This window comes from Fluviicola sp., from assembly GCF_039596395.1.
GTDB lineage: Bacteria > Bacteroidota > Bacteroidia > Flavobacteriales_D > Crocinitomicaceae > Fluviicola.
Map to the genome: position 1 here is coordinate 238,432 of NZ_JBCNJT010000001.1, position 25,411 is coordinate 263,842.

The window sequence follows — 25,411 nt, forward strand, 5'->3', positions numbered from 1 at the left end:
ATTTATTGTATTGATTTATAAATAGATATAACTTGTTATGGTGTCCTTCGGGCTGAAGGGTGAAAGTACGTTTACACGCGGAAAGTCGGGAAGCCTGCTCAACAGGTTTTCGCCGCTTTTTCGCAGTTCCCACAAATGAAACTGGTATTCGCTTTTTTGCTTCAAAGGCAGTGTTTCGGAAGAAACAAACCGGTAGAGCACTTTTTCGGTTCCGGGAAGTTTCAGTTCTTCTGCTTCCTTAAAGACCACTTTTTCACGCTGTTCGCGGATTTCCAATGGTCCCATGACATAATTTTGCGAAGGAAATACCAGGAACTCCACGTGTTTCAACTGGCTTTTCAACTGAATTTCAACTGTTTCGGTTTCTGTAGCATTTAAACGCTGATCGTTTACCGGAATAGTAAGGATTTTCCAAATCCCGTTTTTGTTGTAATTGATCAACGACCAATCCGTCCCGGAAGCGGCAGCCTGATCGGTGTAATAATAGAATTCGCTTTGTTTGGTTTTAAAATAAAAGTTCAGTTTGCTTGCTTCATTCAGCAGGATTTGTTCTTCCCCGATTACGAACCAGGTGCGTGCATCGTGTTGTTTAAAGAGGAGTCCCGCTTTTTGAAAGCGCATTTTCGTGTGGTCGTCCGGTTCAAGTGATAAACCGCACTGCTCCGCATCAAAATATTCATGAAGTACGACTAGTTTCAGCCAAATCCGGTATGTTCCCTGCCAACTCATTGCAGCCTGGTATTGCTTCTTGGTTGGGAAATAGTGTAGGAGATATCGGTAATCTCGTTGCCTGTGATCTCTGTTCCGCGAATCTTGCAAACAACGGACGGATAGTAATTCTCACCGGAAATGCTCCACAAGTTGGACAATTCGTGCATGCTCAGGTTCATAATTTCCATCGTGAGCTTTTTGCCTTCGTCTCCGGTTGGAATAATCTGATTGCGCTGAATGAATGACATGACCCCGGAAAGCAGGCGAATTGATTCTTCGTACTGTTTCTCCTGAAAAATAACCGAAATCATCACGTGTAAGTTGATCCATATCGGCGGATTTACAGACCCGAATGTGGTATCGGAAACAGACCTGCTTGGAGTGTATGTGCTGATGACCGTTTCCCGCTCCACACCGATCAGCGATATGGCCACGCGGTTCGGAAAGGATTTCGACGGATCTTTCACGGGAGAAATGAACACAATATCCTCCGTCAATCTGTAGCGGATCTTCAGATAGTCATTCAATTGTCCGGAAAGCAGTTGCAGTGCTTCGAAAATCATAACTCAGCGAATAAATAGGTAACCAATAAATCAAGCTTACAAGGATACATTCGAATGGCGAAGTTTTATTTCGCGATGTATCTTTTCTTGATTTTGAAAAGAACATCACCGAGAATAGCACGCTGGTCGGGTTTCAAATGCCGGGAAGCTATGTTGCAGACATCTTCCAATAGGTCTAGTTCAGACACGTTCAATTGCTGGTAACCGAACTGGTAATCGGAGTCTTTGTAGAAATACGCTTTTCGTTTGGGACAATACTCAATAGGAGCGAAGAAGCCGAGAAACGTATCGTCTTTCATCGAGTTCAAATCCAGCTGGATCGTACGCTGGGAAACCTCGTATCCGAGATTCCGCTTGCATGTCTCAGCAATGATCGAAGTCTTTACATAAGTGTGCTTCCGGAGAAGTTCATCGATAACCGCATAACGGGCGATGGCAAATTTGTTTTGAGGCATGTTGTAATGAATAGTGAAATTCCGTAGGATACAAACAGGAAATTTTTCCAGAGATCACCTGGTACGCAAGAGTTGTGAAATGTGGTAAAACTGGTCTTTTCCATGGGAATTATCGAGTGAACAGTGAGCGATAAAGGTAGCAATAGTTTGATACGAAGTGTGTTTTTTGAAAAAAAATAAACGAATTTCTAACAGAAGAACTAAAAAATTATCACCTCGTAATTAATTGATTATCAACGATTAATAGTTTTTCGGTTTCCATTTTGATCGCGTGCTTTTTTCCCGAAAACAGGGGGTAACCCTGGTGTAAATGATCAATGAAGGAATGATCAATTATCAAGGTGTTTCGGATGAAACCAGGTTCGTCCTTGATAATTGATAATTAACCCAATTGATAATTACCCAAACAGGTCTCCTGTTGTTTCGATCAGTTTTGGTCTCTGCAATGATAGTCCGCAATGGTTATTCAGTTCTTTTACAAGATAATCGGTGAGTTGTGGTGTGTACAATTCGTCCGGTTGGTGCATGTAAAAGTGTATTTCCCGGATGTCTTTCTCCAGCCACGATTTGATGCGTTTCACCCAATCGTCGATGCGTTCGTAATCGGTAGGATGCAGGCCGTTTCCTACAAAACGGATAAATGTTACCGGAGCGGTAATTTCCATGTGCGCGCAATCCCTTCTTCCCGAAACATCCGTGATCACAGAGCCGATTGACAGTTCATGCAAGGTTTGGAACAGTTCCCGGCGAATGGCTTCATTCCCGTACCAATCCGGGTGACGGATTTCCAGCGTGATATCCAGGTCTTTGGGTAATTTTTGCAGGTAGGAAAAAAGCGCATCCCGGCGCTGCGGACCGAATTTTTCACTCAATTGCAGGAACATCGGCCCTAAATGATCTCCGAAGTTGACCACCGAAGCGAGGAAACGATCTGTGTCCGCAAGTGCTTTTGTACTTGAAAGATCGCTGTAATGACTGATGGATTGCGGGAATTTCGGACAGAATTTGAAATCGGTTCCTTTTGCCTTCTCCGCCCACTTTTTGATCGTTGCTTCCGGGTAAATCTGGTAATGGGTCGTATTGAGTTCAATTCCGTTGAAATTCTGAATGTAGAAGTCCAGGAACTCGGATTCTTTCGTTTTTGCCGGATAAATTAGCCCGACCCATTCTTTTCGTCCCCATTTTGCACCCCCGAGGAAGAGTTTGGGTTGTTTTACAGCCGGTTTTAATGTCCGGGTGAAAGTCCCGTCTTCCGGCAGGCGAAAATTCATTTTATCCAATAAACTGCGATCTATTTTTCCGAATTCCATGAACTAAAAATAGTCAAAATTAAGTGGTTTTGAACAATCAGAAAATGCGATTTGCAGGCAGAATACGGGAAGCACAATGTTACCGGAATATTAAATCACGGAGGTGTTAAAAAGTTCTTTTAAAAGCCAAAAATAAAAAGTCGTAACTTTCCAGGGTAATCAAAAACAGCAGATTGAAATTTACCCGTTAATTGGCTGAAAATAAAAATGTTGTGTTATGGCTATACCAGTTAGACTTGTCAAGGATTTGATTGAATTCTCTGACACCATTCCCGATTTACAAGGCATCGGATTAAAAGTTTTTTCCTACGGTAAAATCAAGAATATTTACTGGTGGGGAAAGGGCATTATCAAAAGCGTGGAAATCGTCCAATACAGAAACCTGGAAGACTATTTTAATGAAGGAAGCGGAGATCCTGTTTCGCGTTCATTCGGTCGTACGAACCTGCCTGCAGAAATTGAGTTTTTTATAAACCAAAAAGAAGAATTTCCTGCTTTGTTTGTGAAATAGTTCAAATGTTCAAATGTTCAAATGTTCAAATGTTCAAATTGAAGGTTTAACTTTTTGAACCCTTTGAACCCTTGAAACTTATTTGAACGGTCTAATTCCGGTTGTAATCATTATTGGTATAATTATCGTCCCCGCGTTCCCAGCCGCCCTGGTTTCCCATGTACTTTTTGTCCGGATCATACGTTCCGTTTTTGATGTCGCGCATCATGCGGTCGGCCCGGCGCTGATTTCCTCTGGCAGCCAGCCAGTTTGCCAGAACAACAATTAAAGCAGCAGCAATAATTAATCCTCCGATGCAAATCCAAACTAGAGTACTTTCATTCATTATCGTTGAAAAAACAATTCCGGATGAAAGATACGAATTCAATATTAAAAGAAGTTCTTAACGAAAATTAATATACCAATCGGTATATAATTAAGAAAAAGGACTACATTTGTCGGGTATTTGGATCATAAAATCATGACAAAGGCAGAACGTACACGGCAATTCATTATAGAAACAACGGCTCCGATCTTCAACAAGAAGGGATACGAGGGGACTTCTATTTCGGATATTACCACTGCAACTGGCCTTACCAAAGGAAGTGTTTACGGGAATTTCAGGGATAAAGATGAATTGGCGGCGGAAGCTTTCGATTACAACCACGGAATTATAAAAAGCGAGATCGTAAACCGTTCTTTGGGATTGAAGGACCCGGTTGAACAATTGCTGGTGTACGTTGATTTTTACTCGGAAGTTTTTGAGAAAGTTTACGTGGCGGGCGGGTGTCCTTTATTGAATACGGCCGTGGATACCGATGATTCCAATCCGGAATTGTTTGGCAGGGTGCAAACAGCCATGCAGGACTGGTATGATCATGTTGAAAGCGTAGTAGCTTACGGAATCAAGAAGGGAATTTTTTCCTCTGAAACCGATGCAGGTACGTTTGCCAACCATTTTGTTTCGCTGATTGAAGGCGGAATGCTCTTGTCAAAAACATTTAAAAGCAAAAAACACTTGAACTTAAACCTGGAATTGATCCGGAAAATGATCGTGGAAATGACGGTTTAAAATTTTTTTACTCTAAAATATACCGATTGGTATATTTAACATAGCAATATGGCAATGTTCAAATATAGCAACATCGAAAAATTGAAAAATTGAAAAATTGAAACATGGAAAATAACGCATATATCTTAGCAGCAACCCGGACCGGAACAGGTGGTTTCATGGGTTCTTTGTCTTCCTTTTCTGCTCCGCAACTTGCCGCGGAAGTGATCAAAGACGCACTCCGGAAAGCAGGAATTCAACCGCAGGATGTAAACGAGGTCATCCTGGGAAATGTACTTTCGGCCAATATCGGCCAGGCTCCGGCCCGACAAGCAGCGCGTGCCGCAGGTATTCCGGATGAAGCCGACGCAATGACCATCAATAAGATCTGTTCCTCCGGGATAAAATCCGTTTCCTATGCCGTACAATCCATTCTCCTCGGAGACAGTGATGTCGTAATTGCAGGAGGAATGGAAAGCATGTCGAATGCTCCGTATTACATCGAAAATCACCGCGAAGGGCATAAAACAGGTCATCAGCAAATTGTAGACGGAATGATCAAAGACGGTTTGTGGGATCCTTATCACAATTTCCACATGGGAAGTGCTGCCGAACTGGCAAACACGAAGTATGGGATTTCGCGGGAAGAACAGGACGAATACACGCTGAAATCGTTTGCAAAAGCAAAACAGGCACATGCTTCCGGCAGTTTTAAGAGCGAGATTACTCCGATTACGGTGAAAACCAGAAAAGGAGAATTCATTTACGATAAGGATGAAGACATGGAGAAACTGAACCCGGAAAAAGTCAGCCAGTTGAAACCGATCTTCGAATCCGACGGATCAATCACCGCAGCGAATGCTTCCAATCTGAATGACGGAGCAGCCATCCTGGTGATTGTTTCCGAAAAATTTCTCCGGGAACACGACTTAAAACCACTGGCGAAAATCGTTGCTTTTTCCGATGCAGCGCAAGCCCCGGAATGGTTTACAACATCACCGTCAGTTGCAATCGAAAAAACACTTCAGAAAGCCGGAATCGGGGTTGATGAGATCGATTACTTCGAAATGAACGAAGCATATGCCAATGTGCCGATCATTAATTCGCGCCTGGCAAATGTGGACCTCGAAAAAGTAAACATCAAAGGAGGAGCAGTGGCACTCGGCCATCCGCTCGGAGCTTCAGGAGCACGCATCCTGGTAACACTCACACATATCTTGCAGCAACAAAAAGCCCGCTACGGAATGGCAGCAATCTGTAACGGCGGAGGAGGCGCTACTGCAATGCTGATTGAAAACATACAATAAGTAAAAACACATTTCGACTTCGCTCAGTGGCCTTTGCATAGGTGGCTGAGCGGAGTCGAAGCCACAAACAAATAAATAATACACATGAAAACAAATGGAAATACCATCCTGATTACAGGTGGTTCAGCAGGGATCGGCTTCGAATTGGCAAAACAATTTTCAAAATTGGGAAACAAAGTAGTGATTACAGGTCGTAACGAAGAAAGATTGAAACAGGCAGCAAGCCAACTGGAAAATGTGGTTGCGATCCAGGGCGACGTAACAAACGCGGAAAGCACGGATCAGCTTGTTGCTCAAATCAAAGAGCAGCATCCGGAACTCAACATGGTGATTAACAACGCCGGTTACGCAGACGTTTACCAACTGGACACAAACGCTAATGCGGCGGCAAAAGCGGGTCAGGAAATGGAAACAAACTACTTGTCCATTGTCGGGTTAACGGAAAAATTACTTCCGACCCTTTTAAAGAACGAAAATGCAGCAGTGGTGAACGTAACTTCCATAGTTGCTTATTATCCGCAGAAAATGCTGCCTACTTACACGGCAAGTAAAGCTGCGTTAAGAGCATACACCGATGTTTTGCGCGACACTTTTGAAGAAAAACTGAACGTTTTTGAATTGATTCCGCCTTTGGTAAACACGGATTTCTCTAAAGAGATCGGCGGAGAAAACGGAATTCCTCCGAAAGAAGTAGCCGATGAATTGCTTTTGGCTTTGGAGAAAAACCAATGGCGCGTTCCGGTGGGAATGTCTAAGGATTTTGTTCAGATTTCCAATTAATTCATGGAAAAATACGGTAATCGATGGGTGCAGCACAGTATTTTACTGACTGCACCTTTGTTGACGGTCCTGGATGTCTTTATTGTAAATGTAGCAGTTCCATCCATCAAAAAAGGATTGCATGCTTCGGATGGAGAAATCCAGCTGGTCATAGCAGCTTATTTGTTAGGATACGCTTCTTTCCAGATTACCGGGGGAAGAGCGGGAGATTATTTCGGTCGTAAAAAAGTATTCTTCTGGGGAATGGTGTTTTTTACGCTTGCATCCTGTTTGTGCGGTTTGGCTGCGACGCCTTTCATGCTGATTACCGCACGATTTTTCCAGGGAGTAAGCGGTGGATTTATGATGCCGCAGGCATTGTCCTATGTACAACTGCTTTTCCCGGAATCAAAAGAACGCACAAAAGCGATCGGGCTGATAGGAATTACATTGGGCCTGGCATCCGTCCTGGGACAGTTCCTGGGAGGTCTTTTCTCCGATATGCAGGGAGCAATTGAAGGCTGGCGTTACATTTTTTTTATCAATCTTCCGATCGGAATTGTTGGCCTGTGGGCAACAAGCCGGTTTTTGATAGAAACCAAAATCAATAAAACCGGGAAGTTTGATTATTCAGGAGTGTTAATACTGACCATTGCTCTCGGAGCTTTGATCTATCCCTTAACACAGGGTCGCGAAATGGGCTGGCCTTTGTGGAGTTTTGTTTCCATAGGAATGTCAGTGCTTCTAGGTGTCTTTTTTATCAGGGATCAGCACAGGAAACAGCACGCGGGAAAAAATTCGCTGATCGATCTGAAATTATTCCGTATCCGCGATTTTAACCTGGGTTTGGGAATCGTTTCCCTGCATTTCATGATGCACACTTCTTATTTGTTAATTGCGACCATTTATTTTCAGAACGGCTTGAAACTGGGAGCTTTTGAAACAGGACTTTATTTTATCTGGTTCGGGGGATTTTTCACGCTCTCTTCGCTGTTATCCATCAAACTGGTGCATGCCTTCGGTAAGCCGGTCATTCAGTTCGGAGTACTGATGATCATTACTTCACTGGTTCTCCAATCCATTTATTTCCGGACAACTTTAGACCATGTAACCTTCGTATTGATCTTATCGCTTTACGGTTTGGGAGGAGGATTGGTACTTCCTTCACTCATGAATATAGCATTGCGAAGTATCCCGTCTGATTTGGTGGGAGGTGCTTCCGGTGTCTACAATACCATCCAGCAGGCCTCTTCATCCATTGGTATCTGTTTGGTGGGAGGAATTTTCTTCTATTACATTTCAAAAACAGCATCTGCAACAACAGCATTCCATATCGGGCTTTATGCGGAAATGTGTTGTGCTGCCGGAGTATTCTTATTGCTTTTGCTGGTGCCGAACAACATAAAAAAATGATCATTCAATTAAAGAATCATGGAATTTACAAAACAGCGCGAACGCGTATACTCCTGGGAAAACCCTTTTGAAGGAGTGGAATTGTCCAAAGGCCTTTCGGGAATGGAATACTTGCTGGCAATTAAAAACGGACAGGCGCCGGCTTCTCCGTTGATCAATACACTCGATTTTTCACTGGGTGAACTGGAAGAAGGAAAAGTGAGTTTCTATTTTGAACCGCAGGAATTTCATTACAACCCGAACGGAAGTGTACATGGCGGAGTCATCACGGCAATCCTCGATTCTGCCATGGGTTGCACGCTTCATTCGCTTTTACCGAAGGGAACCGTTTATACGACTTTGGAACTGAAAGTCAATTTCCTGAAAAGGGTACATGCCAATTCCGGGGTGCTCACTGCAACAGGAAAGATGATCCACCTGGGAAATTCAACGGCTTTGGTGGAAGCTTCATTAACGGATGAATCAGGTAAGAAATACGCATACGCCGTTTCGACCTGTATGCTGTTGAGAAACGATAAATAGTTCAAATGTTTCTGCCGCGGCAGATTCAAATGTTCAAATTAAATCTTTTAAACCCTTGAACTGTTTAAACTTTTTTGAACCTGTGCGAACGATTCGCAGAACAGCAAAATGTATGGATAGTATGATGATCTAAAATATTGAAATAAAAATCATGAAAAGAGTAGTTATAACCGGGATGGGAACGGTAAATCCGTTGGGAAAAACGGTGGATGAATTTTGGAAAAACAGTGTGGCCGGAAAAAGTGGCGCGGGAATGATTACCCGTTTCGATGCAACGCATTTTAAAACACGGTTTGCCTGTGAAATCGATGGGTTTGACCCTGAAAAATACTTAACGCATGCGGAAATCAAGCGCAGTGATCTCTTTACACAATATGCATTGTATGCAGCAGCACAGGCTTTGGAAGATTCCGGGCTGGAACTGCAAAAATTGGATCCTTTCGATGTAGGTGTGATCTGGGGAACCGGTCAGGGCGGAATGGGTACTTTTGAAGAAGAAGTAAAGAACTACGTTCAAACAGACTTCATCCCCAAGTTCAATCCGTTCTTTGTTCCGAAACTCATCGCCAACATGGCCTCCGGGATGATCTCGATCAAGTTTGGTTTGCAGGGAATCAATTATACGACCGTTTCGGCCTGCGCCACTTCGAATACGGCTTTGATGGATGCCTTCAATTATATCCGTTTGGGAAAAGCCAAAGTGTTTATTTCCGGCGGATCGGAAGCACCGATTACAGAAGCTTCTGTTGCAGGATTTAATGCCATGAAAGCCATGTCGACGAATAATGAACATCCGGCAGAAGCCAGTCGCCCGTTTGACAGTGCCAGAGACGGATTTGTAATGGGAGAAGGGGCCGGAACACTGATTTTGGAAGAATACGAACACGCCAAACAGCGCGGAGCAAGGATTTATGCTGAATTGGTAGGAGCTTCCATGACCGCGGATGCTTATCACATGACAGCCACGCATCCCGAAGGTTTGGGAGCAATGAAAGCCATGCAACTGGCCATGGCCGAAGCACAACTCAATCCCGACCAGATTGATTACCTGAATGCTCACGCAACTTCAACTTCCGTCGGAGATTTAAGTGAAATTGCGGCTATTCGTGCTGTTTTCGGGGAGAATAGTTCGCTGAGTGTCAGCGCTACGAAATCCATGACAGGGCATTTGCTTGGGGCTGCCGGGGCCGTGGAAGCAATTCTTTCGATCAAGTCGATCACTGAGAAACTTATTCCGCCGACGATCAATCTGCATCAGCTGGATCCGGCAATTCCAGGTCAGTTGGACATTGTACGGAATCAGGCCATCGAAAAAAATGTAAAAGTAGCGATGAGTAATACCTTCGGTTTCGGCGGACATAACGGAATTGTGATTTTCAAAGAAGTCTGAACAGAATCAGGACACGATTAATTATCCGGGATGAAAATCACTCTCGATCCTTAAATCATTCATCATTGATAATTGGTAAAGTCGTATATTTGAAAAACATAATTCTACGCCATGAATGGGTTATTGACTTTACAGGAATTTTATGCCAGCATTTTGAACAAAGGAACAATGGAACAGTTTTCCCATTTGTCTAAAATGAGCCATTTCAATGTCTTTAAGCGCGGACAAATCCAGTGTGCACGTATTACGGAGCTTCACCGGACCGACTTTCATAAGATTTCCCTGGTGGTGGGTGAAGGAATTATTCATTTTGAAGACCGGAAAGTACCGATTTCAGGCAAAACACTGGTTTTTTACCACCGCAACGTGCCGCATGTCTGGGAACCGGTTTCCGAAGACCAGCAGGGATATTTCTGCCTGTTCAACAGCCATTTTATCGAGACATTTTTGCTGGACACGGTTTTCCGGGATACACCGCTCATGAATATGATCATGAACCCGGTTTATCCGTTGTCGGATGCGGAGGCCCGAATATTTGAACTGATTTTCGAGCGAATGCACGATGAAATGGAAGGCGATTACGAAAAGAAGTACGAAGTGATCGTTCATTATTTACACCTTTTATTGCATGAAACAAATAAGTTGTGCACGCTCAACGGAGGTGATAAGAAACCTCAGGCTTCCGTCGTATTAACCGCTTTATTCATGGAAATGCTGGAAAGACAATTCCCGATCGATTCTTCCGATCAATCCTTGTCACTGAAAAAACCAAGCGATTTTGCAGAGAAATTATCCATCCATGTCAATCACCTGAACCGTTCCATTAAGGAAGTAACGGGTAGAAGCACTACCGAGATTATTTCTTCCAGGTTGGCAAACGAAGCCAAGGCATTATTGCGCCATACAGATAGCTCTGTTGCTGAAATTGCCTACACATTGGGTTTCGAACATCCCTCCAATTTCAATAACTTTTTCAAGAAACAAACACGGCTAACTCCCAAATCGTTCAGAGCGGAGATTTAGTTAAAAAATGTAAAATGTTTGATTTTAATAATTAATTGCATGAATTGAATAAGTTTTTGCGGAGACTTTGAAAGATCTTTGCTGCAGAATTTGACCAAATAGTTAAACCAGTAACAAAGATTCGGATTCCGGCTCACACGATTTACCCCACTGGCCGGAGTTTCAAAAAAAGACAAAAATTTATGATTGCAAAAAGAACAAACCACTTATTGGCGGCACTGTCGCTGGTACTTTTATCTTCCTGTAGTTCGGAAGAAGCGCCTGCTCCGGTCGGCGGGATTAAACCATACCAGGTATTGGAGATCGAACAACAAAATACAACTATTGAAACAACTTATCCCGCAGTCTTAGAAGGAGTAGAGAATGTGGATATTCATCCTAAAATTGACGGATTCGTAGAGAAAATAGCGGTAGATGAAGGCCAGTTCGTGAAGAAAGGACAATTATTATTCACCATTTCCGCTCCGCAATACGAGCAATTGGTTCGCACGGCAAGAGCAGCCGTTAAAAGTTCAGAAGCAGCAGTAAGCGTGGCTCGTTTACAGGTTCAGAAAACCAAATCATTGGTAGACAAGAACATTGTAAATAAGTACGAATTGCAGGAAGCGGATCTGACCTTGCAAACGCGATTGGCCGAATTGGCACAGGCGGAAGCAAACCTGGTAAATGCCAATGTGAATTTGGGATATACCCGCATTTCAAGCCCGGTTGACGGGGTGATCGGAAGTTTGACTTTCAAGCCGGGAAGTTTGGTGTCGAGCAATATGACCAAACCGCTGACAACCGTTTCCAATATCACAAATATCTATGCGTATTTTTCCATGAATGAGAAACAGTTGTTGGAGTTCATCCGCAACACCAAAGGTGCGGATTTCAAAGCGAAAATTGCCAATTTACCACCAGTATCGCTGGTACTTTCCGACGGCTCCGTTTACCCGGAAAAAGGGACCATCGGTTCTATCAACGGATTAATCGATCAGCAAACGGGAGCGGCAAGAATCCGTGCTACCTTCTCCAATAAACTGAATTTATTGCGAAGCGGCGGAAGCGCTCAAATCCGTATCCCGCAGGAAATTTCAAATGGTTTCCTCATTCCGCAGCGTGCAGTTGCAGATATCCAGGGGAAGAAATTTGTCTACATAGTGGGCAAAGGCGGAACGATCAGCATGACCAATGTAGAAGTGATGGAAGCAACCAGCGGACATTTCTACATCGTGACAAAAGGAGTGAAACTGAAAGACTCCGTGGTGCTGGAAGGAATCCAGTTCCTGAAAGACGGAATGAAGATCAAGCCGGTGAAAGCCGATCCGAAAGCCATTTATGCAGAATTGAATCAACAATAAGATTCGTCGAATACTCATCCAATTTTAAGTACGAATTATGTTTAAGAAATTCATCGAAAAACCCGTATTATCTACGGTGATCTCGGTATTGATCGTGATTCTCGGAATTCTCGGCCTGGTAGCCATTCCGGTTTCGCAATACCCGGATATCGCACCGCCAACTGTCCAGGTTTCTGCTTCCTACCAGGGAGCGAACGCCGACGTGGTGCTCAATAACGTGGTTATTCCGCTCGAAGAACAAATCAACGGGGTGGAAGATATGACCTACATGACTTCTACTGCCGGAAACGACGGAACAGCAACCATCACGGTTTATTTCAAATTGGGAACAAATCCCGATCTGGCGGCTGTAAACGTGCAGAACCGTGTTTCACGGGCTACCAGTTTGCTTCCTGCCGAAGTAAACAGGGCGGGAGTTGTAACAACCAAACGCCAGGCGAGTAACTTGCTGATCTTTAACTTGTACAGTGAAGATTCAACTTACGACCAGACTTTCCTTCAAAACTATGCAAACATCAACCTGATTCCGCAGATCAAACGGATCAAGGGAGTCGGGGATGCAACGGCTTTCGGTTTGATGGACTATTCCATGCGTATCTGGCTGAAACCGGATGTGATGGCGAGTTACGGGCTTGTTCCTGATGACGTCAACAAAGCATTGGCCGAGCAAAACATCGAAGCTGCACCGGGACAATTCGGTGAACAGGGAGATCAAAGTTACCAGTACACCATTAAGTACAAAGGCCGTTTGAAGGAAGAAACCGAATTCAGCGATATCGTGATTCGCGTCGGAGAAGGAGGCGAAGTGTTGCGCCTGAAAGACATTGCACGCATCGAGTTAGGTGCTCAAAGTTATGGAAGTTCGGTTCGTGTGAACGGGAAATTCGGTCTGGGAGTTGCCGTAAACCAAACAGCAGGTTCGAACGCCCAGGAAGTAATCGAAGGAACTTTGAAAGTATTGGACGATGCACAGGCTTCTTTCCCGAAAGGTGTGAAGTATACAACTATCGTGAATGTTAACGACTTCCTCGATGCATCCATTGAAAAAGTATTCCATACGCTGATCGAAGCATTTATCCTGGTGTTCCTGGTAGTATTCCTGTTCTTACAGGATTTCCGTTCGACCTTAATTCCGGCGATCAGTGTTCCGGTAGCTATTATCGGTACATTCTTCTTCCTGAACCTCTTTGGTTTCAGTATCAACTTATTGACATTATTCGCCCTGGTACTGGCGATCGGTATTGTAGTGGATGACGCGATCGTGGTTGTGGAAGCCGTTCACGCAAAACTGGATCAGGGATACAAATCATCCAAAAAAGCAACCATTGACGCCATGGACGAGATCACCGGCGCAATCGTTTCCATCACATTGGTCATGGCCGCAGTGTTCGTTCCGGTAAGTTTTATCCAGGGATCTACGGGTGTTTTCTACAAGCAATTCGGGTTAACACTAGCCATTTCCATTATCCTTTCAGCTGTAAACGCATTGACCCTGAGTCCGGCTTTATGTGCTTTGTTATTGAAACCGCATAAAGATACACACGGTCAAAAGCAAACCTTTATGATGCGTTTCAATACGGCGTTCAATACGTCCTTCGGGAAACTAACCGATCGTTACAAGCGCATCGTTTCCTTCTTCAGCAGAAAGAAATGGATGGTGGTTGCAATCCTGTTGATCTTCACCGGCCTGTTGGTTTGGGGAATGAAAACCACCCCGAAAGGATTCGTTCCGGCAGAAGATATGGGAACTATTTTCTCCGATATCACGCTTGCTCCGGGAACCTCCCAGGAACGCACGGAAGAAGTACTGACGGAAATCGACAACATTGTACGTTCGGTTCCGGAAACCAAATTCACCCTGCGGGTAGTCGGCCGCTCCATCATTTCCGGTGCGGGTAGTTCCTACGGAATGGTATTGGCCCGCATGAAGTTGTGGGATGAACGCGACCGCGATGTGAAAACGGTCATTGAAGAGCTCTTCAAGAAAACAGCACATATCAAAGATGCGAAGATCATTTTCTTCTCCCCGCCGACCATCCAGGGATTTGGTAACACCGCCGGATTTGAATTCCAGCTGCAGGATAAATCGGGCGGAGATATCAACGAATTCAATACCGTTGCACAGAATTTCCTTGGCGCATTGGCACAAAGACCGGAGATCCAGTATGCAACAACTTCATTCAACCCGAACTTCCCGCAATACCAGATCGATGTGAACGTGGTGAAAATCAAGCAGGCAGGTATGACCATGAATGACGTAATGAGCGTCTTGCAGGGATATTACGGGGGAGTTTATGCATCCAACTTCAATAAGTTCGGAAAGCAATACCGCGTGATTTACCAGTCGGAACCCGGCAGCAGAAAAAACCTGGAAAGTTTGAATTCGATCTACGTAAGAAATGCAAACGGAGAAATGGCGCCGATCTCGGAGTTTATTACGATGAAACAGGTATACGGCCCGCAGGTGATTTCCCGCTTTAACTTGTTTACGGCAATTGCTGTTACCGGTGTACCGAACAAAGGATTCAGTTCCGGAGACGCTATGAAAGCCATTGAAGAAGTGGCGCAAACAAGCCTTCCGGCTGGATATTCCTACGAATATTCCGGTTTGACACGGGAAGAAAGTGCGGGTGGAAATCAGACTTTGTACATCTTCTTGCTGGTAATCGTATTCGTTTACTTCCTGTTAAGTGCACAATACGAAAGTTACATCCTGCCGCTTGCGGTATTGATCTCTCTTCCGATCGGTTTATCCGGAGTATTCATCTTCGATAAGCTGTTTGAAGTAGACAACAACATCTATACACAGATTACGATCGTAATGCTCGTGGGATTATTGGCGAAAAATGCCATCCTGATCGTGGAATACGCAGTGGAAAGAAGAAGGCACGGAATGAGCATCGTTGAAGCAGCGGTAAGCGGTGCGACTGCTCGTTTAAGACCGATCTTGATGACCTCTTTTGCATTCATTTTCGGGTTGTTGCCGCTGATGCTTTCAACCGGGGTTGGGGCAGCAGGAAACACTTCCATCGGAACGGGAGCTGTAGGAGGAATGCTGGTAGGAACACTTTTCGGAGTACTCGTTATCCCGATCCTGTTCATTGTATTCCAGCGTTTGCAGGAAAGAGTGAAACCTTTGCAACAGGAGGATGAAACAGAAGAAGAAATCGCACACTAAAATGAAACCATTCATGAAAAAGAATCACATTATACATACCGTTCTATTCGCAGGTATCCTTCTTGTTTCAAGTTGTGTGACTACGCGCTATGAACGTCCGGAAATGAATACCGCGAATTTGTACCGCGATAACACATCGGAAGACACTACTTCCATGGCCGACCTGGAATGGAAAAAACTGTTTTCAGATCCGGTTTTGCATGATTTAATTGAAAAAGGGCTGGCAAACAACCTGAACCTGAAACAAGCCGTGGAGCGCATCAATATCAGTCAGGCATATTTGAAACAAAGTAAAATGGCCTTTTTGCCAAGTTTGCAATTGGATATTACTTCCACGGATGCGAAGCAATCCGGTCGTGCGATCAATGCACCGGCTGGTTTTATTAAACTCACGACGCATACAAACCGCATTCAATTGGGAACATCCTGGGAAGCGGACATCTGGGGAAAACTGAGAAGTGCGAAACGCGGGGCAATTGCAGGAATGCTGCAAAGTGATGCTTCCAAACGCGCTGTTCAAACCCAATTGATTGCAGACATTGCCAATACGTATTACAACCTGCTGGCTTTTGATATGCAGTTGAAAATTACGCAGGAAACCATCGAATTGCGCAAGAAAGAAGTGGAAACACTGACCGCTTTGCAGGAATCCGGGAAAGTGACCAGTGCAGAAGTACTGCAAAGTCAGGCAAACCAGTATGCGGCAGAAGTCATGGTGCCGGAATTGCAAAACCAGATCTGGCAGGCAGAAAACCTGTTGAACTACCTCCTGGCACGTGGCCCGGAGAAAATTTCCCGTGCTACGCTGGAGGAGCAAGTGATCTACACCGACCTGCGTTTGGGAGTTTCTTCCCAATTATTGAAAAACAGGCCGGATGTACAGGAAGCGGAATATGCCTTTATCCAGGCTTTTGAAAACACGAACGTGGCAAAGACTTATTTCTATCCGTCATTAACCCTCACGGCAAACGGAGGATTTGCAAGTTTCAAAATCCAGGACCTGTTCAGTCAGTCCATTTTCTATAACATCATTGGTGGTTTAACCCAGCCGATATTTAACAGAGGTCAGAACAAAGCGCGTTTGAGAACAGCGAAGGCGGAGCAGCAGATTGCATTCTACAATTTCCAGGATGTGATTTTGCGAAGTGGGATGGAAGTCTCAAACGCGCTTTATGCCTACCAGAATGCCACGGAAAGAGAGCGTATCCGTAAATTGCAGATCGAATCCCTGACTACGGCCGTAGAAAACACGCAGGAATTGCTGAGCAACCGCAACGAAACCAATTATACGGATGTATTGAGCTCCGAACAAAACCTGATTGCTGCCCAAATGAACGGTATCAATGACAAGTTGAGCCAGTTGCAATCCGTTGTGAATTTGTACAGGGCACTTGGAGGAGGCTGGAAATAATTACGAATAATATGCAGGCACGCGATTAATCGCGTGCCTGCATATTTGTTTTGATTTGACATTCATAATTCGCAATTAGGACTTATATTTGGCTCAACTAATATTCAAATCAATGAAAAATTTAAAACTAATTGCCCTGCTTGGATTGGGATTCATGACCATTCAATCTTGTTCAAAAGAGAGTGAATTGTGTCAGTGTACCGATATGGCTACTGAAATCCTGAAAGGTGAGCGTGAAAAGAACTACGACGGAACTTTCCAGAAAAAATATTCGGAAGATCACAAAGCTGAAGAAGAAAAGTGTAAGAAAATTTACGAGAAAATGGGAACAGATAAAGCTTCCATGGAGAAAACCCGTAAAGAAATGAAAGAATGCAGCGGTTACGATGCATTTGTAGACGAATCTGTGAAGCAATTGGAGAATTTCAAAAAACAAATGCCTTCCATGTCCAAAGAAATCGATGAATCTATCAAGCAAATGCGCGAGGAATAAAATTCATTGTTCAAATAAAAAAATCCGGTTTCATCTGTTGAAACCGGATTTTTTTGTTCCAATGGTTTAAATGGTTCAACATTTGAACCGTTGAACTATTTGAACTATTTGAACTTTTTCCTCTGCGGCTCATAAATCCACCGCACAAAAAAACTGTACGAATCGTACCGCGTATCTGTCGGGATTCCTGCCACCAATCCCACTTTCGAAGTTTTTGAAACCGTTACCCGCATTTGCGGACGCAAAACCACCGATGTAAAATCCCTTGCTGCCAGTGTATTCACTTCCAGTCCCACAACGCTTTTGGTAGCCGGTATCGCATAATGCACACTTCCGTTAATGTGTACATAAAACCCGGTATTTCCTGAGTGCATTTCCTTTTCCCACTCCGGGCCGGTTATAAGCATCGTGTGGATGTTATTCTTCCAGCTTTTTGCCAGTACCAGGAACGGATGCATGAGATTGGCCCGCACGATTTGCTCCTTTCCGTACCTATTGAAAGAAGTCAGTTCGAACTCATTCAGGTAGCCGACAGCTGCCGAAGTATTGAATCGCGGAGAAACCAGGAAGGTATACTGCGTGGCGAGTTTCAGTCCGTCCAGGCGATTTCCGGGAAGCGGCTCTTTTTGATCGCGTGAACCCATGGAAAAAGTGAAAGGGATTTCCACTTCGAACCCCAACCGGTTGACAGGAGCAAATTCGTATTCCACCAAAGTCGTCAATTCCACATGATCATTCAAATGAGCACTTCCAAACCCGATGTTCCATTCACGTTCTCCTTTTCGTGCGCCCAGGTCACGGATCAAATCCACATACAATGGTTCAATGTGTTTGACCTTTGCCGGAAGCGTTGTATCACGGGGTTGAGCGGTTGAATAAAAGCAATGGAACAGACTTGCAACTGCGAAAAACGAAACGAAAAATATTCTCATAACCTGAATTTGATGAGACAAAGCTCCGGCCCGAATCTGGAAAAAATCGGGAACATTTTGTACAACGGTAGAGCCGGAAAATTTTCCATCCCGACTTAGGCTGTTAAGCGATGGATTCTTTGTATTTTCGTTACTGACAAAACTGAAAGTAGTAAACGCTTCATGAAAAATAAAATCACTGAACTTTTTCAGATAAAATATCCGTTGATCCAGGCCGGGATGATTTGGTGTTCGGGGTGGGAATTGGCAAGTGCCGTTTCCAATGCCGGCGGGCTCGGAATCATCGGTTCAGGTTCCATGTACCCTGAAATTTTGGACGAACACATCCGCAAGTGCAAGGAAGCAACCCAAAAACCTTTTGCAGTCAACCTTCCGATGCTTTATCCGAATATCGAGGAGCACATTCAAACGATCATCAAACACCAGGTTCCCATCGTTTTTACTTCGGCGGGTAACCCCAAAACATACACTGCACGCCTGAAAGAAGCCGGAATTACAGTTGTTCACGTGGTTTCTTCGGCAAAATTTGCTTTAAAAGCACAGGAAGCCGGTGTAGATGCCATTGTTGCGGAAGGATTTGAAGCCGGCGGACATAACGGGCGCGATGAAACAACTACCATGTGCCTGATCCCGATGGTGAAAGCGGTGGTTTCCATTCCATTGATCGCAGCGGGAGGAATTGGTACCGGAAGAGGAATGCTGGCGGCTATGACTTTAGGCGCAGACGGAGTTCAGATAGGATCGCGGTTCATTGCTTCTCCGGAATCTTCGGCACACCAGAACTTCAAGGAAGAGGTGTTGAAAGCGAAAGAAGGAGACACCATGCTGACGTTGAAAGAACTGACACCGGTACGACTGATGAAGAATTCATTCTTCGACAAAGTGGAGGCAGCCTATGAAAGTTGCGCTTCCCATGAAGAATTGAACGAATTGCTCGGAAGAGGAAGGGCAAAACGCGGAATGTTTGAAGGGGATTTGATCGAAGGGGAATTGGAAGTCGGACAGATTTCGGGCCTCATCACCGAACTAAAACCGGCCGGAGAAATTGTCAGCGAAATAATAAACGAATTTAAGGTCGCTTTGAACGAACGAAGCGATGCCAAATATGCATTTGAATGATCGCATTTAACCGATTTAAACTAGCAAACGGGCTAACAGTCCTGCACCATTTTGATTCCACGACTCCGATGGCAGTGGTCAACACGCTTTACGACGTCGGAGCAAGAGACGAGTCGGAAGAAAAAACGGGCTTCGCACATTTGTTCGAGCATCTGATGTTCGGCGGGTCTGTAAATATTGCTGATTTCGATGCGCCTTTGCAGCGTGCCGGGGGAGAAAGCAACGCCTTTACTTCCAACGACATTACGAACTACTACGATGTGCTTCCGGTGCAGAACATAGAAACGGCGTTGTGGCTGGAGAGCGACCGCATGCTTTCCCTGGCTTTCACGCCGAAAAGCCTGGAAGTTCAGCGAAACGTAGTGATCGAAGAGTTCAAACAGCGCTATTTGAATCAGCCGTATGGCGATGTGTGGTTGGAATTGAGGCCTTTGGCATATAAAAAACATCCCTACAAATGGGCTACGATCGGGAAGAATATCCAGCACATCGAAGAAGCAACAATGGATGATGTGAAAGCCTTTTTCAAAGCACATTATCATCCGGCGAATGCCATTTTGTGTATCGCAGGAAATATTTCACTGGAAGAAACGAAGCGTTTGGTAGAGAAATGGTACGGAGATATTCCCGCCTCTTTAAAACCACAACGCATGTTGCCGAAAGAACCTGCTCAGGAGGAATACCGCGAATTGACAATCGAACGCAAAGTTCCCAATGATGCGTTTTACTACAGCTTCAAAATGCCGGAAAGAAAAAGCTTCGAATACTATGTGGCTGATATTATTTCCGATGCTTTGGGCCGTGAAAAATCATCCCGTTTGTATTCCAAACTGAAGAAAGAACTGAAGTTGGTGACTTCCATCAATGCATACATTACCGGGTCCTTGGACGAAGGTTTGCTGATTATTGACGGGAAATTGAGCAATGGTGTCACATTTGAAGAGCTTGATCAGGCACTTTGGCCTTTATTGGAAGACATCAAAAAAGAATTGATGTCGGAAGCAGAAACTTCCAAGCTGCTCAACAAGATCCGCACCGTGAAGGAATTCCAGGAGCAGGGATTACTGAACCGCGCCATGAATTTGTGTCTGTACGAATTATTGGGAGATGCCAACGGGGTGAATGAAGAAAATAACCTGTACCAGAGTATTACGGCAGAGCAGATAAAAACGGTGGCAAACCGCTTGTTTACAAAAGAAAATACGTCGCTTTTGCGCGTTAAATCCATCAAAGAATGAGTATGAGAACCAAACAGCCTGAAACGAAACAGGTAGACCATATTTCGTTTGTAAAGCCCCATATTTTCGATGTAACACCGGATGTGAAGCTCTTATGGATGAAAGAAGTTCCGAATGAGACTGTGCGCCTGGACCTGTTCTTTGATGCGGGAATTACGCGTGGAAACAAAAGTATTCCAGCCATTGTACACAGCTTGTTGTTATCGGGAACCAACGAATTTTCTTCCGTAGAAATCCACGAACGCATTGACGCGCTGGGAGGTTTCCTGGATACCGATATTTCATTCGAAACGGCGGTGGTAAGTATTTACTGCCTGCGCGAACACATCCGAGAGATCTCGAATATCGTGGCAGATGCCATTCAGAACCTGTCTTTCCGGGAAACAGAAGTGGAAGATGTACTGCGTTCCATGAGACAGCAATTTGCCGTGAACCAGCAGAAAGTGAAATACGTGGCGCAACAGCAATTCAGAAAACACCTGTTTGCTTCCAATCCGGATTATTCAACCATTTCCGAAGAATCGGATTACGACGAAGGAAATGTGTCGGCCTATAAAAAATACTGGAAAGACCATTACCTGGAAGGATTGACCCGCATTACACTGGTGGGTAACCTGGAACAAGACGAGGTGGATGCATTGATCGATTTGTTCGGTAAATGGGCGATCGATGGAAAAGTGCAACACGCGGGAGGATTTAAGTTCCAGGCGGAGCAGATCGATTTTCCGAAAGAAGAGGCCGTTCAGTGCGCGGTCAGAATGGGGCGTTTCCTGTTCCCGAAATCTCACCCGGATTACATCGATTTCCAGGTGCTGAACACCATTTTGGGAGATTATTTCGGTTCCCGTTTGATGTCTAATATCCGCGAAGACAAAGGATATACCTATGGAATCGGTTCGGGGGTGATGGACATGAACCAAACCGGTTATTTTGTGATCGTCACCGAAGTAGGTAAAGAAGTGCTCAGCCCGACTTTGCAGGAGATTAAATTCGAATTGGAACGCCTGCAAAATGAGCTTGTTCCGGAAGACGAACTGGATTTGGTGAAAAACTACATGCTGGGCCAATTGCTGAAAAGTGCAGACGGTCCATACGCCATGCTGGATATGTACAACGGTGTCGATATGTATGATTTAACCCTCGAATTCTACGACGAAGCCATCCGGAAAATAAAGAACATTACCCCTGAGCGCATTCAGGAACTGGCAAAAGAGTACCTGAAGTACGAAGATTTTTTAATCGTAACAGCAGGTTAAGACAACGCATCCGGAATTTTTACGTTTTCCATATAAGTATTCAGCCTTTGCGCTCTCCTTTCTTTGCGGTTAAAAGATCTGTGACGATCCTTACCCGTTAAGAAGCAAAGTAATGTAAACTAAAACAGCGTTTTATACGTTATAGACAATATGATTCGGGTAACTCTCCTTCTGATCTTGAGTGTTTTCGCCTTGAAAGCACATGCCACTCACGTGATGGGTGGTGAGATTACCTGGAAATGTACCGGAAACGGATATGTTTTTCAATTGGTTTTTTACCGCGATTGTAATGGTGTAGACGTAAACCCGGTTTCTGAGAACTTAAGCGTATGGAACCATTCTTCCGTAACAAGTATCCCTGTTTTATTCGTCAGCCGCACAGATATTTCCCCTAACTGTACACAAGTTCCCGGATCTCCGAATCCGCTTGCATGCGGCTCGGGAGCCAACGGTGGAAACGGGGTAGGAGCAGTGGAAAAGATCATTTACCGGTCCAATCCTGTTATTTTATCCGGTGTTCCGCCGGCACAGGGATGGATCATCACCTACAGCAACTTTTCCCGCAACGGAAATATCACGAACCTGGTAAATCCCACCAACTACGGAGTAACGATCCGCGCAACGATGTACGCTATTCCTGGCGCTGCAGCTGGAGTATGTTCGGATAATTCCCCGCAGTTCCTGCAGGATCCGTACCTGGTACTTTGTGCGGGAGAAAATTACGAATACAACATGCACCCGGTGGATGAAGATTTGGATTCCGTGGTGACCGTACTTGCCGCCCCGATGGACCGCATCCAGGGAACAAGCTACAATCCGCCCTCTGATCCGGATTATATTCCCTATGAAGCGGGATTCAGTGCTACGAGCCCAACTCCGGATGCGACATTTAACGCCGGAAATGTTCCTCTGACATTAGATCCTCAAAACGGGCATTTGAGTTTCCGGTCCTTTACCATTGGAGGTTTTGTAGTCAAAGTCATTGCACAATCTTACCGGAAAGGAGTGTTGATCGCAGAGGTCGAACGCGAAATGCAGCTGATCGTAACGAATTGTCCGGCGGCTAACAATGCACCGGTTATTAACGGGCCTTTCGGAGGTCTTTTCGAAACAACGGTCAATGCGGGAACGCTGGTCAATTTTACTCTCACAGCAACGGATGTAGAGTTTTTACAGGACGGAACTCCTCAAAGCAATTACCTGATTGCAACCGGCACGCAGTTCGGAACCAATTATACCAGTACAAGCGGTTGCGATGTGGCACCTTGTGCAACGCTGAATCAAACACCTGTTATTACGGGTGTTCAGGGAGTTTCTACCAATTTTTCCTGGCAAACGGATTGTGCTCATCTGATAGATGCACAGGGAAATACGGACGATGAGAAAACATATACGTTTGTATTCCGCGTGCAGGATAATTTCTGTCAGATCCCGAAAACGACTTTCAAAACGATTACCATTCACGTAAAGAACCCGGGAATCATTCCACCCACGAAAATCAATTGTATTTCAACCTTGCCGAACGGTACGATGAACATCAGCTGGGATCCGGTTTCGAACCCGAATAACACGTTTGTGGATTACGAATTGTATTCCGTTCAAAACGGGCTGATCGGAAACTTCCCGATCGGAACAACAACAACTAACGTTCCTGATCCCGGAACAGACAACGAATTTTACATCCTGGTGAAATCCGGTTGTAATGTAACAACTTCCAGCGATACGGTGAAGAATGTACATCTGGACCTGCTCAATCCTGCAAATGGAACGGCTGTTCTGGACTGGAACCTTCCGGCTCCGAACCCGCTTCCGGGGATGGATAACTTCTGTACGATCTACCGGGAATACCCGACAGGTACCTGGACTTCGATTGCTGTACTCCCATACAATACCGTTCATTTTGTGGATACCATTGACATCTGTTCGGCATTCCTGAATTACCAGGTTGCCTATTCCACACCGACTTGCCAGTGGTCTTCCAACATCATCGGGGATCTTCTGCAGGATGACATTACACCTCAAATCCCGATCATTTCAAGTGTTTCGGTAGATACACTAACCGGGAATGTGGTCATTACCTGGAACGAAAATTACGCGAAAGATACTTACGGGTATATTGTCTATCACAAAGACGCGAACGGATTTATCGTGGAAATTGACACCGTTTGGGGAAGGCCGAATACAACTTACACACACCCGATTTCGGTAAATGGTCCGGAAACGTATTCCATTGCGGCATTCGATTCCTGTTTTACGCCTGCTATTCCGCCGACCTACCAAACCTCAGCGAAAGCAGAACCGCACACGAGCAGTTACCTGACTTACACGACCAATAGTTGTACTTCCCAGGCTGAATTGACCTGGACAGCTTACGGCGGGTGGGGAACAGGTCTCACCGGTTACACTGTTTTTGTCAAAGAAGGCACGGGATCGTGGGTTCCGGTGGCCACCACAACGGATCCGTCTTATGGGCTGGATTGTACGCCTTTGGTGAACTATTCGGTCACTATCAGGGCCAATAATTCCAATGGAACCGAGGCGTTTTCAAACATACAGTCTTTTGTGATCCATGCTCCTTCGCCGCCGGCAATCAATTATTTGCGAGTGGCAACAGTCGATCAGAATACCGTGGTATTGCGGCACGAAATTTCTGTCGGGTCGAATGTACAGGCAGTTCGGTTTGAAAAGTTTGACATGGCAACCGGTCAGTTTGCTCTTTTAGGTGAAGTGCAGGCTACCGCGTCTACGCTTACAATCACGGATGCGGATGTAGATGTCGATAATTTCAGTTACACGTATCGTGCGATTGTGGTTGACAGTTGCGGGAATCTCGGAGCTACTTCCAATCGGGCACGAACCATTTTACTGAAAGTCACTACCGATCAAACCCGTTTGTCGACATACCTGAATTGGTCTCCGTATGGGGATTACGACGGTGGTGTGTTGCAATACCTGATTTACCGGGGAATTGACGGAAATTACCCGGCAACTCCAACGGCCGTTGTGCCACCGGACCAGCGTTATTTTGAAGATTTAGTCGACGAATTGGGCTACGAGCACAGTGGCAAAGTCTGCTATTTCGTGGTCGCTGAAGAAGCAACGGATCAATATGGTATCCATGAACTGAGCTTCTCCAATGATGTTTGTGCGGTCATCGAACCTTTGGTATATGTTCCGAATGCTTTCACGCCGGGCGGACTGAACCCGATCTTCATCCCGGTTGTTTCATTCCAGGATGTTTCCAAATACGAATTTTCGATCGTGGATCGCTGGGGACAACTGGTTTTCCAAACGAATGACCCGGCACAGGGTTGGGATGGCCATCATCAGCAAAGCGGCAAATTGGTCGCACCGAATGTCTACGTTTACGTCCTCAAAGTGGTCGACGGCAACAACCAGGAGTATTTCTTCCGCGGAAATGTGACGGTGATTCATTGATAAATAAAA

The 25,411-nt window shown here is 45.0% G+C and carries 22 protein-coding genes; 16 read left to right on the top strand and 6 right to left on the bottom strand.

Going from position 1 to position 25,411, the window contains the following annotated elements; all coding sequences use genetic code 11:
• Positions 1 to 15: 15 nt before the first annotated feature.
• The 4 genes from ABDW02_RS00960 to ABDW02_RS00975 all read right to left on the bottom strand — a co-directional run bounded on the left by ABDW02_RS00960 (position 16) and on the right by ABDW02_RS00975 (position 3,039).
• Positions 16 to 729 (bottom strand): hypothetical protein, encoded by a 714-nt coding sequence (locus ABDW02_RS00960; protein WP_343631228.1) that lies wholly within the window; start codon positions 727 to 729, stop codon positions 16 to 18.
• Positions 726 to 1,274 (bottom strand): DUF4255 domain-containing protein, encoded by a 549-nt coding sequence (locus ABDW02_RS00965; RefSeq protein ID WP_343631231.1) that lies wholly within the window; start codon positions 1,272 to 1,274, stop codon positions 726 to 728. The genes ABDW02_RS00960 and ABDW02_RS00965 overlap by 4 nt, the downstream gene beginning before the upstream one ends.
• Before the next feature lie 65 nt (positions 1,275 to 1,339).
• Positions 1,340 to 1,729, bottom strand: a complete 390-nt coding sequence (locus ABDW02_RS00970; RefSeq protein WP_343631233.1) for a hypothetical protein — start codon at positions 1,727 to 1,729, stop codon at positions 1,340 to 1,342.
• 398 nt (positions 1,730 to 2,127) lie between these two features.
• Positions 2,128 to 3,039, bottom strand: a complete 912-nt coding sequence (locus tag ABDW02_RS00975; protein ID WP_343631235.1) for a DUF72 domain-containing protein — start codon at positions 3,037 to 3,039, stop codon at positions 2,128 to 2,130.
• A 217-nt stretch (positions 3,040 to 3,256) separates the two neighbouring features.
• Between ABDW02_RS00975 and ABDW02_RS00980 the strand changes: the two genes are divergently transcribed.
• The gene (locus ABDW02_RS00980; protein ID WP_343631237.1) at positions 3,257 to 3,550 is read left to right on the top strand and encodes a hypothetical protein; all 294 of its coding nucleotides are present in this window, start codon (positions 3,257 to 3,259) and stop codon (positions 3,548 to 3,550) included.
• 91 nt (positions 3,551 to 3,641) lie between these two features.
• Here the strand turns inward: ABDW02_RS00980 and ABDW02_RS00985 are convergent, their stop codons facing one another.
• Positions 3,642 to 3,875, bottom strand: a complete 234-nt coding sequence (locus tag ABDW02_RS00985; protein WP_343631239.1) for a hypothetical protein — start codon at positions 3,873 to 3,875, stop codon at positions 3,642 to 3,644.
• Positions 3,876 to 4,010: 135 nt separating this feature from the next.
• Here ABDW02_RS00985 and ABDW02_RS00990 point away from each other — a divergent pair, with 135 nt between their 5' ends.
• From ABDW02_RS00990 to ABDW02_RS01040, 11 genes are all read left to right on the top strand, one after another.
• Positions 4,011 to 4,601, top strand: coding sequence for a TetR/AcrR family transcriptional regulator (locus tag ABDW02_RS00990; RefSeq protein WP_343631241.1), 591 nt, complete (start codon positions 4,011 to 4,013; stop codon positions 4,599 to 4,601).
• 104 nt (positions 4,602 to 4,705) lie between these two features.
• Positions 4,706 to 5,887 carry an acetyl-CoA C-acyltransferase gene (locus ABDW02_RS00995; protein WP_343631243.1) on the top strand — a complete coding sequence of 394 codons (1,182 nt, stop codon included), beginning with the start codon at positions 4,706 to 4,708 and terminating at the stop codon, positions 5,885 to 5,887.
• 84 nt (positions 5,888 to 5,971) lie between these two features.
• Positions 5,972 to 6,667, top strand: a complete 696-nt coding sequence (locus tag ABDW02_RS01000; RefSeq protein ID WP_343631245.1) for an SDR family NAD(P)-dependent oxidoreductase — start codon at positions 5,972 to 5,974, stop codon at positions 6,665 to 6,667.
• Between the two features lie 3 nt (positions 6,668 to 6,670).
• On the top strand, positions 6,671 to 8,059 hold the full coding sequence (locus ABDW02_RS01005; protein ID WP_343631247.1) for an MFS transporter: 1,389 nt from the start codon (positions 6,671 to 6,673) through the stop codon (positions 8,057 to 8,059).
• Positions 8,060 to 8,077: 18 nt separating this feature from the next.
• On the top strand, positions 8,078 to 8,581 hold the full coding sequence (locus tag ABDW02_RS01010; protein WP_343631249.1) for a PaaI family thioesterase: 504 nt from the start codon (positions 8,078 to 8,080) through the stop codon (positions 8,579 to 8,581).
• A gap of 151 nt (positions 8,582 to 8,732) precedes the next feature.
• Positions 8,733 to 9,971, top strand: a complete 1,239-nt coding sequence (gene fabF, locus ABDW02_RS01015; protein WP_343631251.1) for a beta-ketoacyl-ACP synthase II — start codon at positions 8,733 to 8,735, stop codon at positions 9,969 to 9,971.
• A gap of 111 nt (positions 9,972 to 10,082) precedes the next feature.
• Entirely contained in the window at positions 10,083 to 10,994 is a 912-nt protein-coding gene (locus tag ABDW02_RS01020) for an AraC family transcriptional regulator (protein ID WP_343631253.1), read from the top strand.
• 182 nt (positions 10,995 to 11,176) lie between these two features.
• Positions 11,177 to 12,337, top strand: coding sequence for an efflux RND transporter periplasmic adaptor subunit (locus ABDW02_RS01025; protein WP_343631255.1), 1,161 nt, complete (start codon positions 11,177 to 11,179; stop codon positions 12,335 to 12,337).
• Between the two features lie 37 nt (positions 12,338 to 12,374).
• Entirely contained in the window at positions 12,375 to 15,515 is a 3,141-nt protein-coding gene (locus ABDW02_RS01030) for an efflux RND transporter permease subunit (protein ID WP_343631257.1), read from the top strand.
• Positions 15,516 to 15,528: 13 nt separating this feature from the next.
• Positions 15,529 to 16,926, top strand: coding sequence for an efflux transporter outer membrane subunit (locus ABDW02_RS01035; protein ID WP_343631258.1), 1,398 nt, complete (start codon positions 15,529 to 15,531; stop codon positions 16,924 to 16,926).
• Positions 16,927 to 17,038: 112 nt separating this feature from the next.
• Positions 17,039 to 17,419 (top strand): hypothetical protein, encoded by a 381-nt coding sequence (locus tag ABDW02_RS01040; RefSeq protein ID WP_343631260.1) that lies wholly within the window; start codon positions 17,039 to 17,041, stop codon positions 17,417 to 17,419.
• A gap of 104 nt (positions 17,420 to 17,523) precedes the next feature.
• Here ABDW02_RS01040 and ABDW02_RS01045 read toward each other — a convergent pair whose 3' ends face one another.
• Entirely contained in the window at positions 17,524 to 18,351 is an 828-nt protein-coding gene (locus ABDW02_RS01045) for an HAEPLYID family protein (protein WP_343631262.1), read from the bottom strand.
• 162 nt (positions 18,352 to 18,513) lie between these two features.
• On the opposite strand from ABDW02_RS01045, the gene ABDW02_RS01050 reads away from it, so the two are divergent.
• The 4 genes from ABDW02_RS01050 to ABDW02_RS01065 all read left to right on the top strand — a co-directional run bounded on the left by ABDW02_RS01050 (position 18,514) and on the right by ABDW02_RS01065 (position 25,402).
• The gene (locus ABDW02_RS01050) at positions 18,514 to 19,470 is read left to right on the top strand and encodes a nitronate monooxygenase (RefSeq protein WP_343631264.1); all 957 of its coding nucleotides are present in this window, start codon (positions 18,514 to 18,516) and stop codon (positions 19,468 to 19,470) included.
• Positions 19,467 to 20,708, top strand: a complete 1,242-nt coding sequence (locus tag ABDW02_RS01055; RefSeq protein ID WP_343631266.1) for a pitrilysin family protein — start codon at positions 19,467 to 19,469, stop codon at positions 20,706 to 20,708. Before ABDW02_RS01050 ends, ABDW02_RS01055 begins: the two co-directional genes overlap by 4 nt.
• 2 nt (positions 20,709 to 20,710) lie before the next feature.
• A complete protein-coding gene (locus ABDW02_RS01060; RefSeq protein WP_343631268.1) occupies positions 20,711 to 21,964 on the top strand; it encodes a pitrilysin family protein in 1,254 nt (417 codons plus the stop codon).
• A 150-nt stretch (positions 21,965 to 22,114) separates the two neighbouring features.
• Positions 22,115 to 25,402, top strand: a complete 3,288-nt coding sequence (locus ABDW02_RS01065) for a gliding motility-associated C-terminal domain-containing protein (protein ID WP_343631270.1) — start codon at positions 22,115 to 22,117, stop codon at positions 25,400 to 25,402.
• Positions 25,403 to 25,411 lie beyond the last annotated feature (9 nt).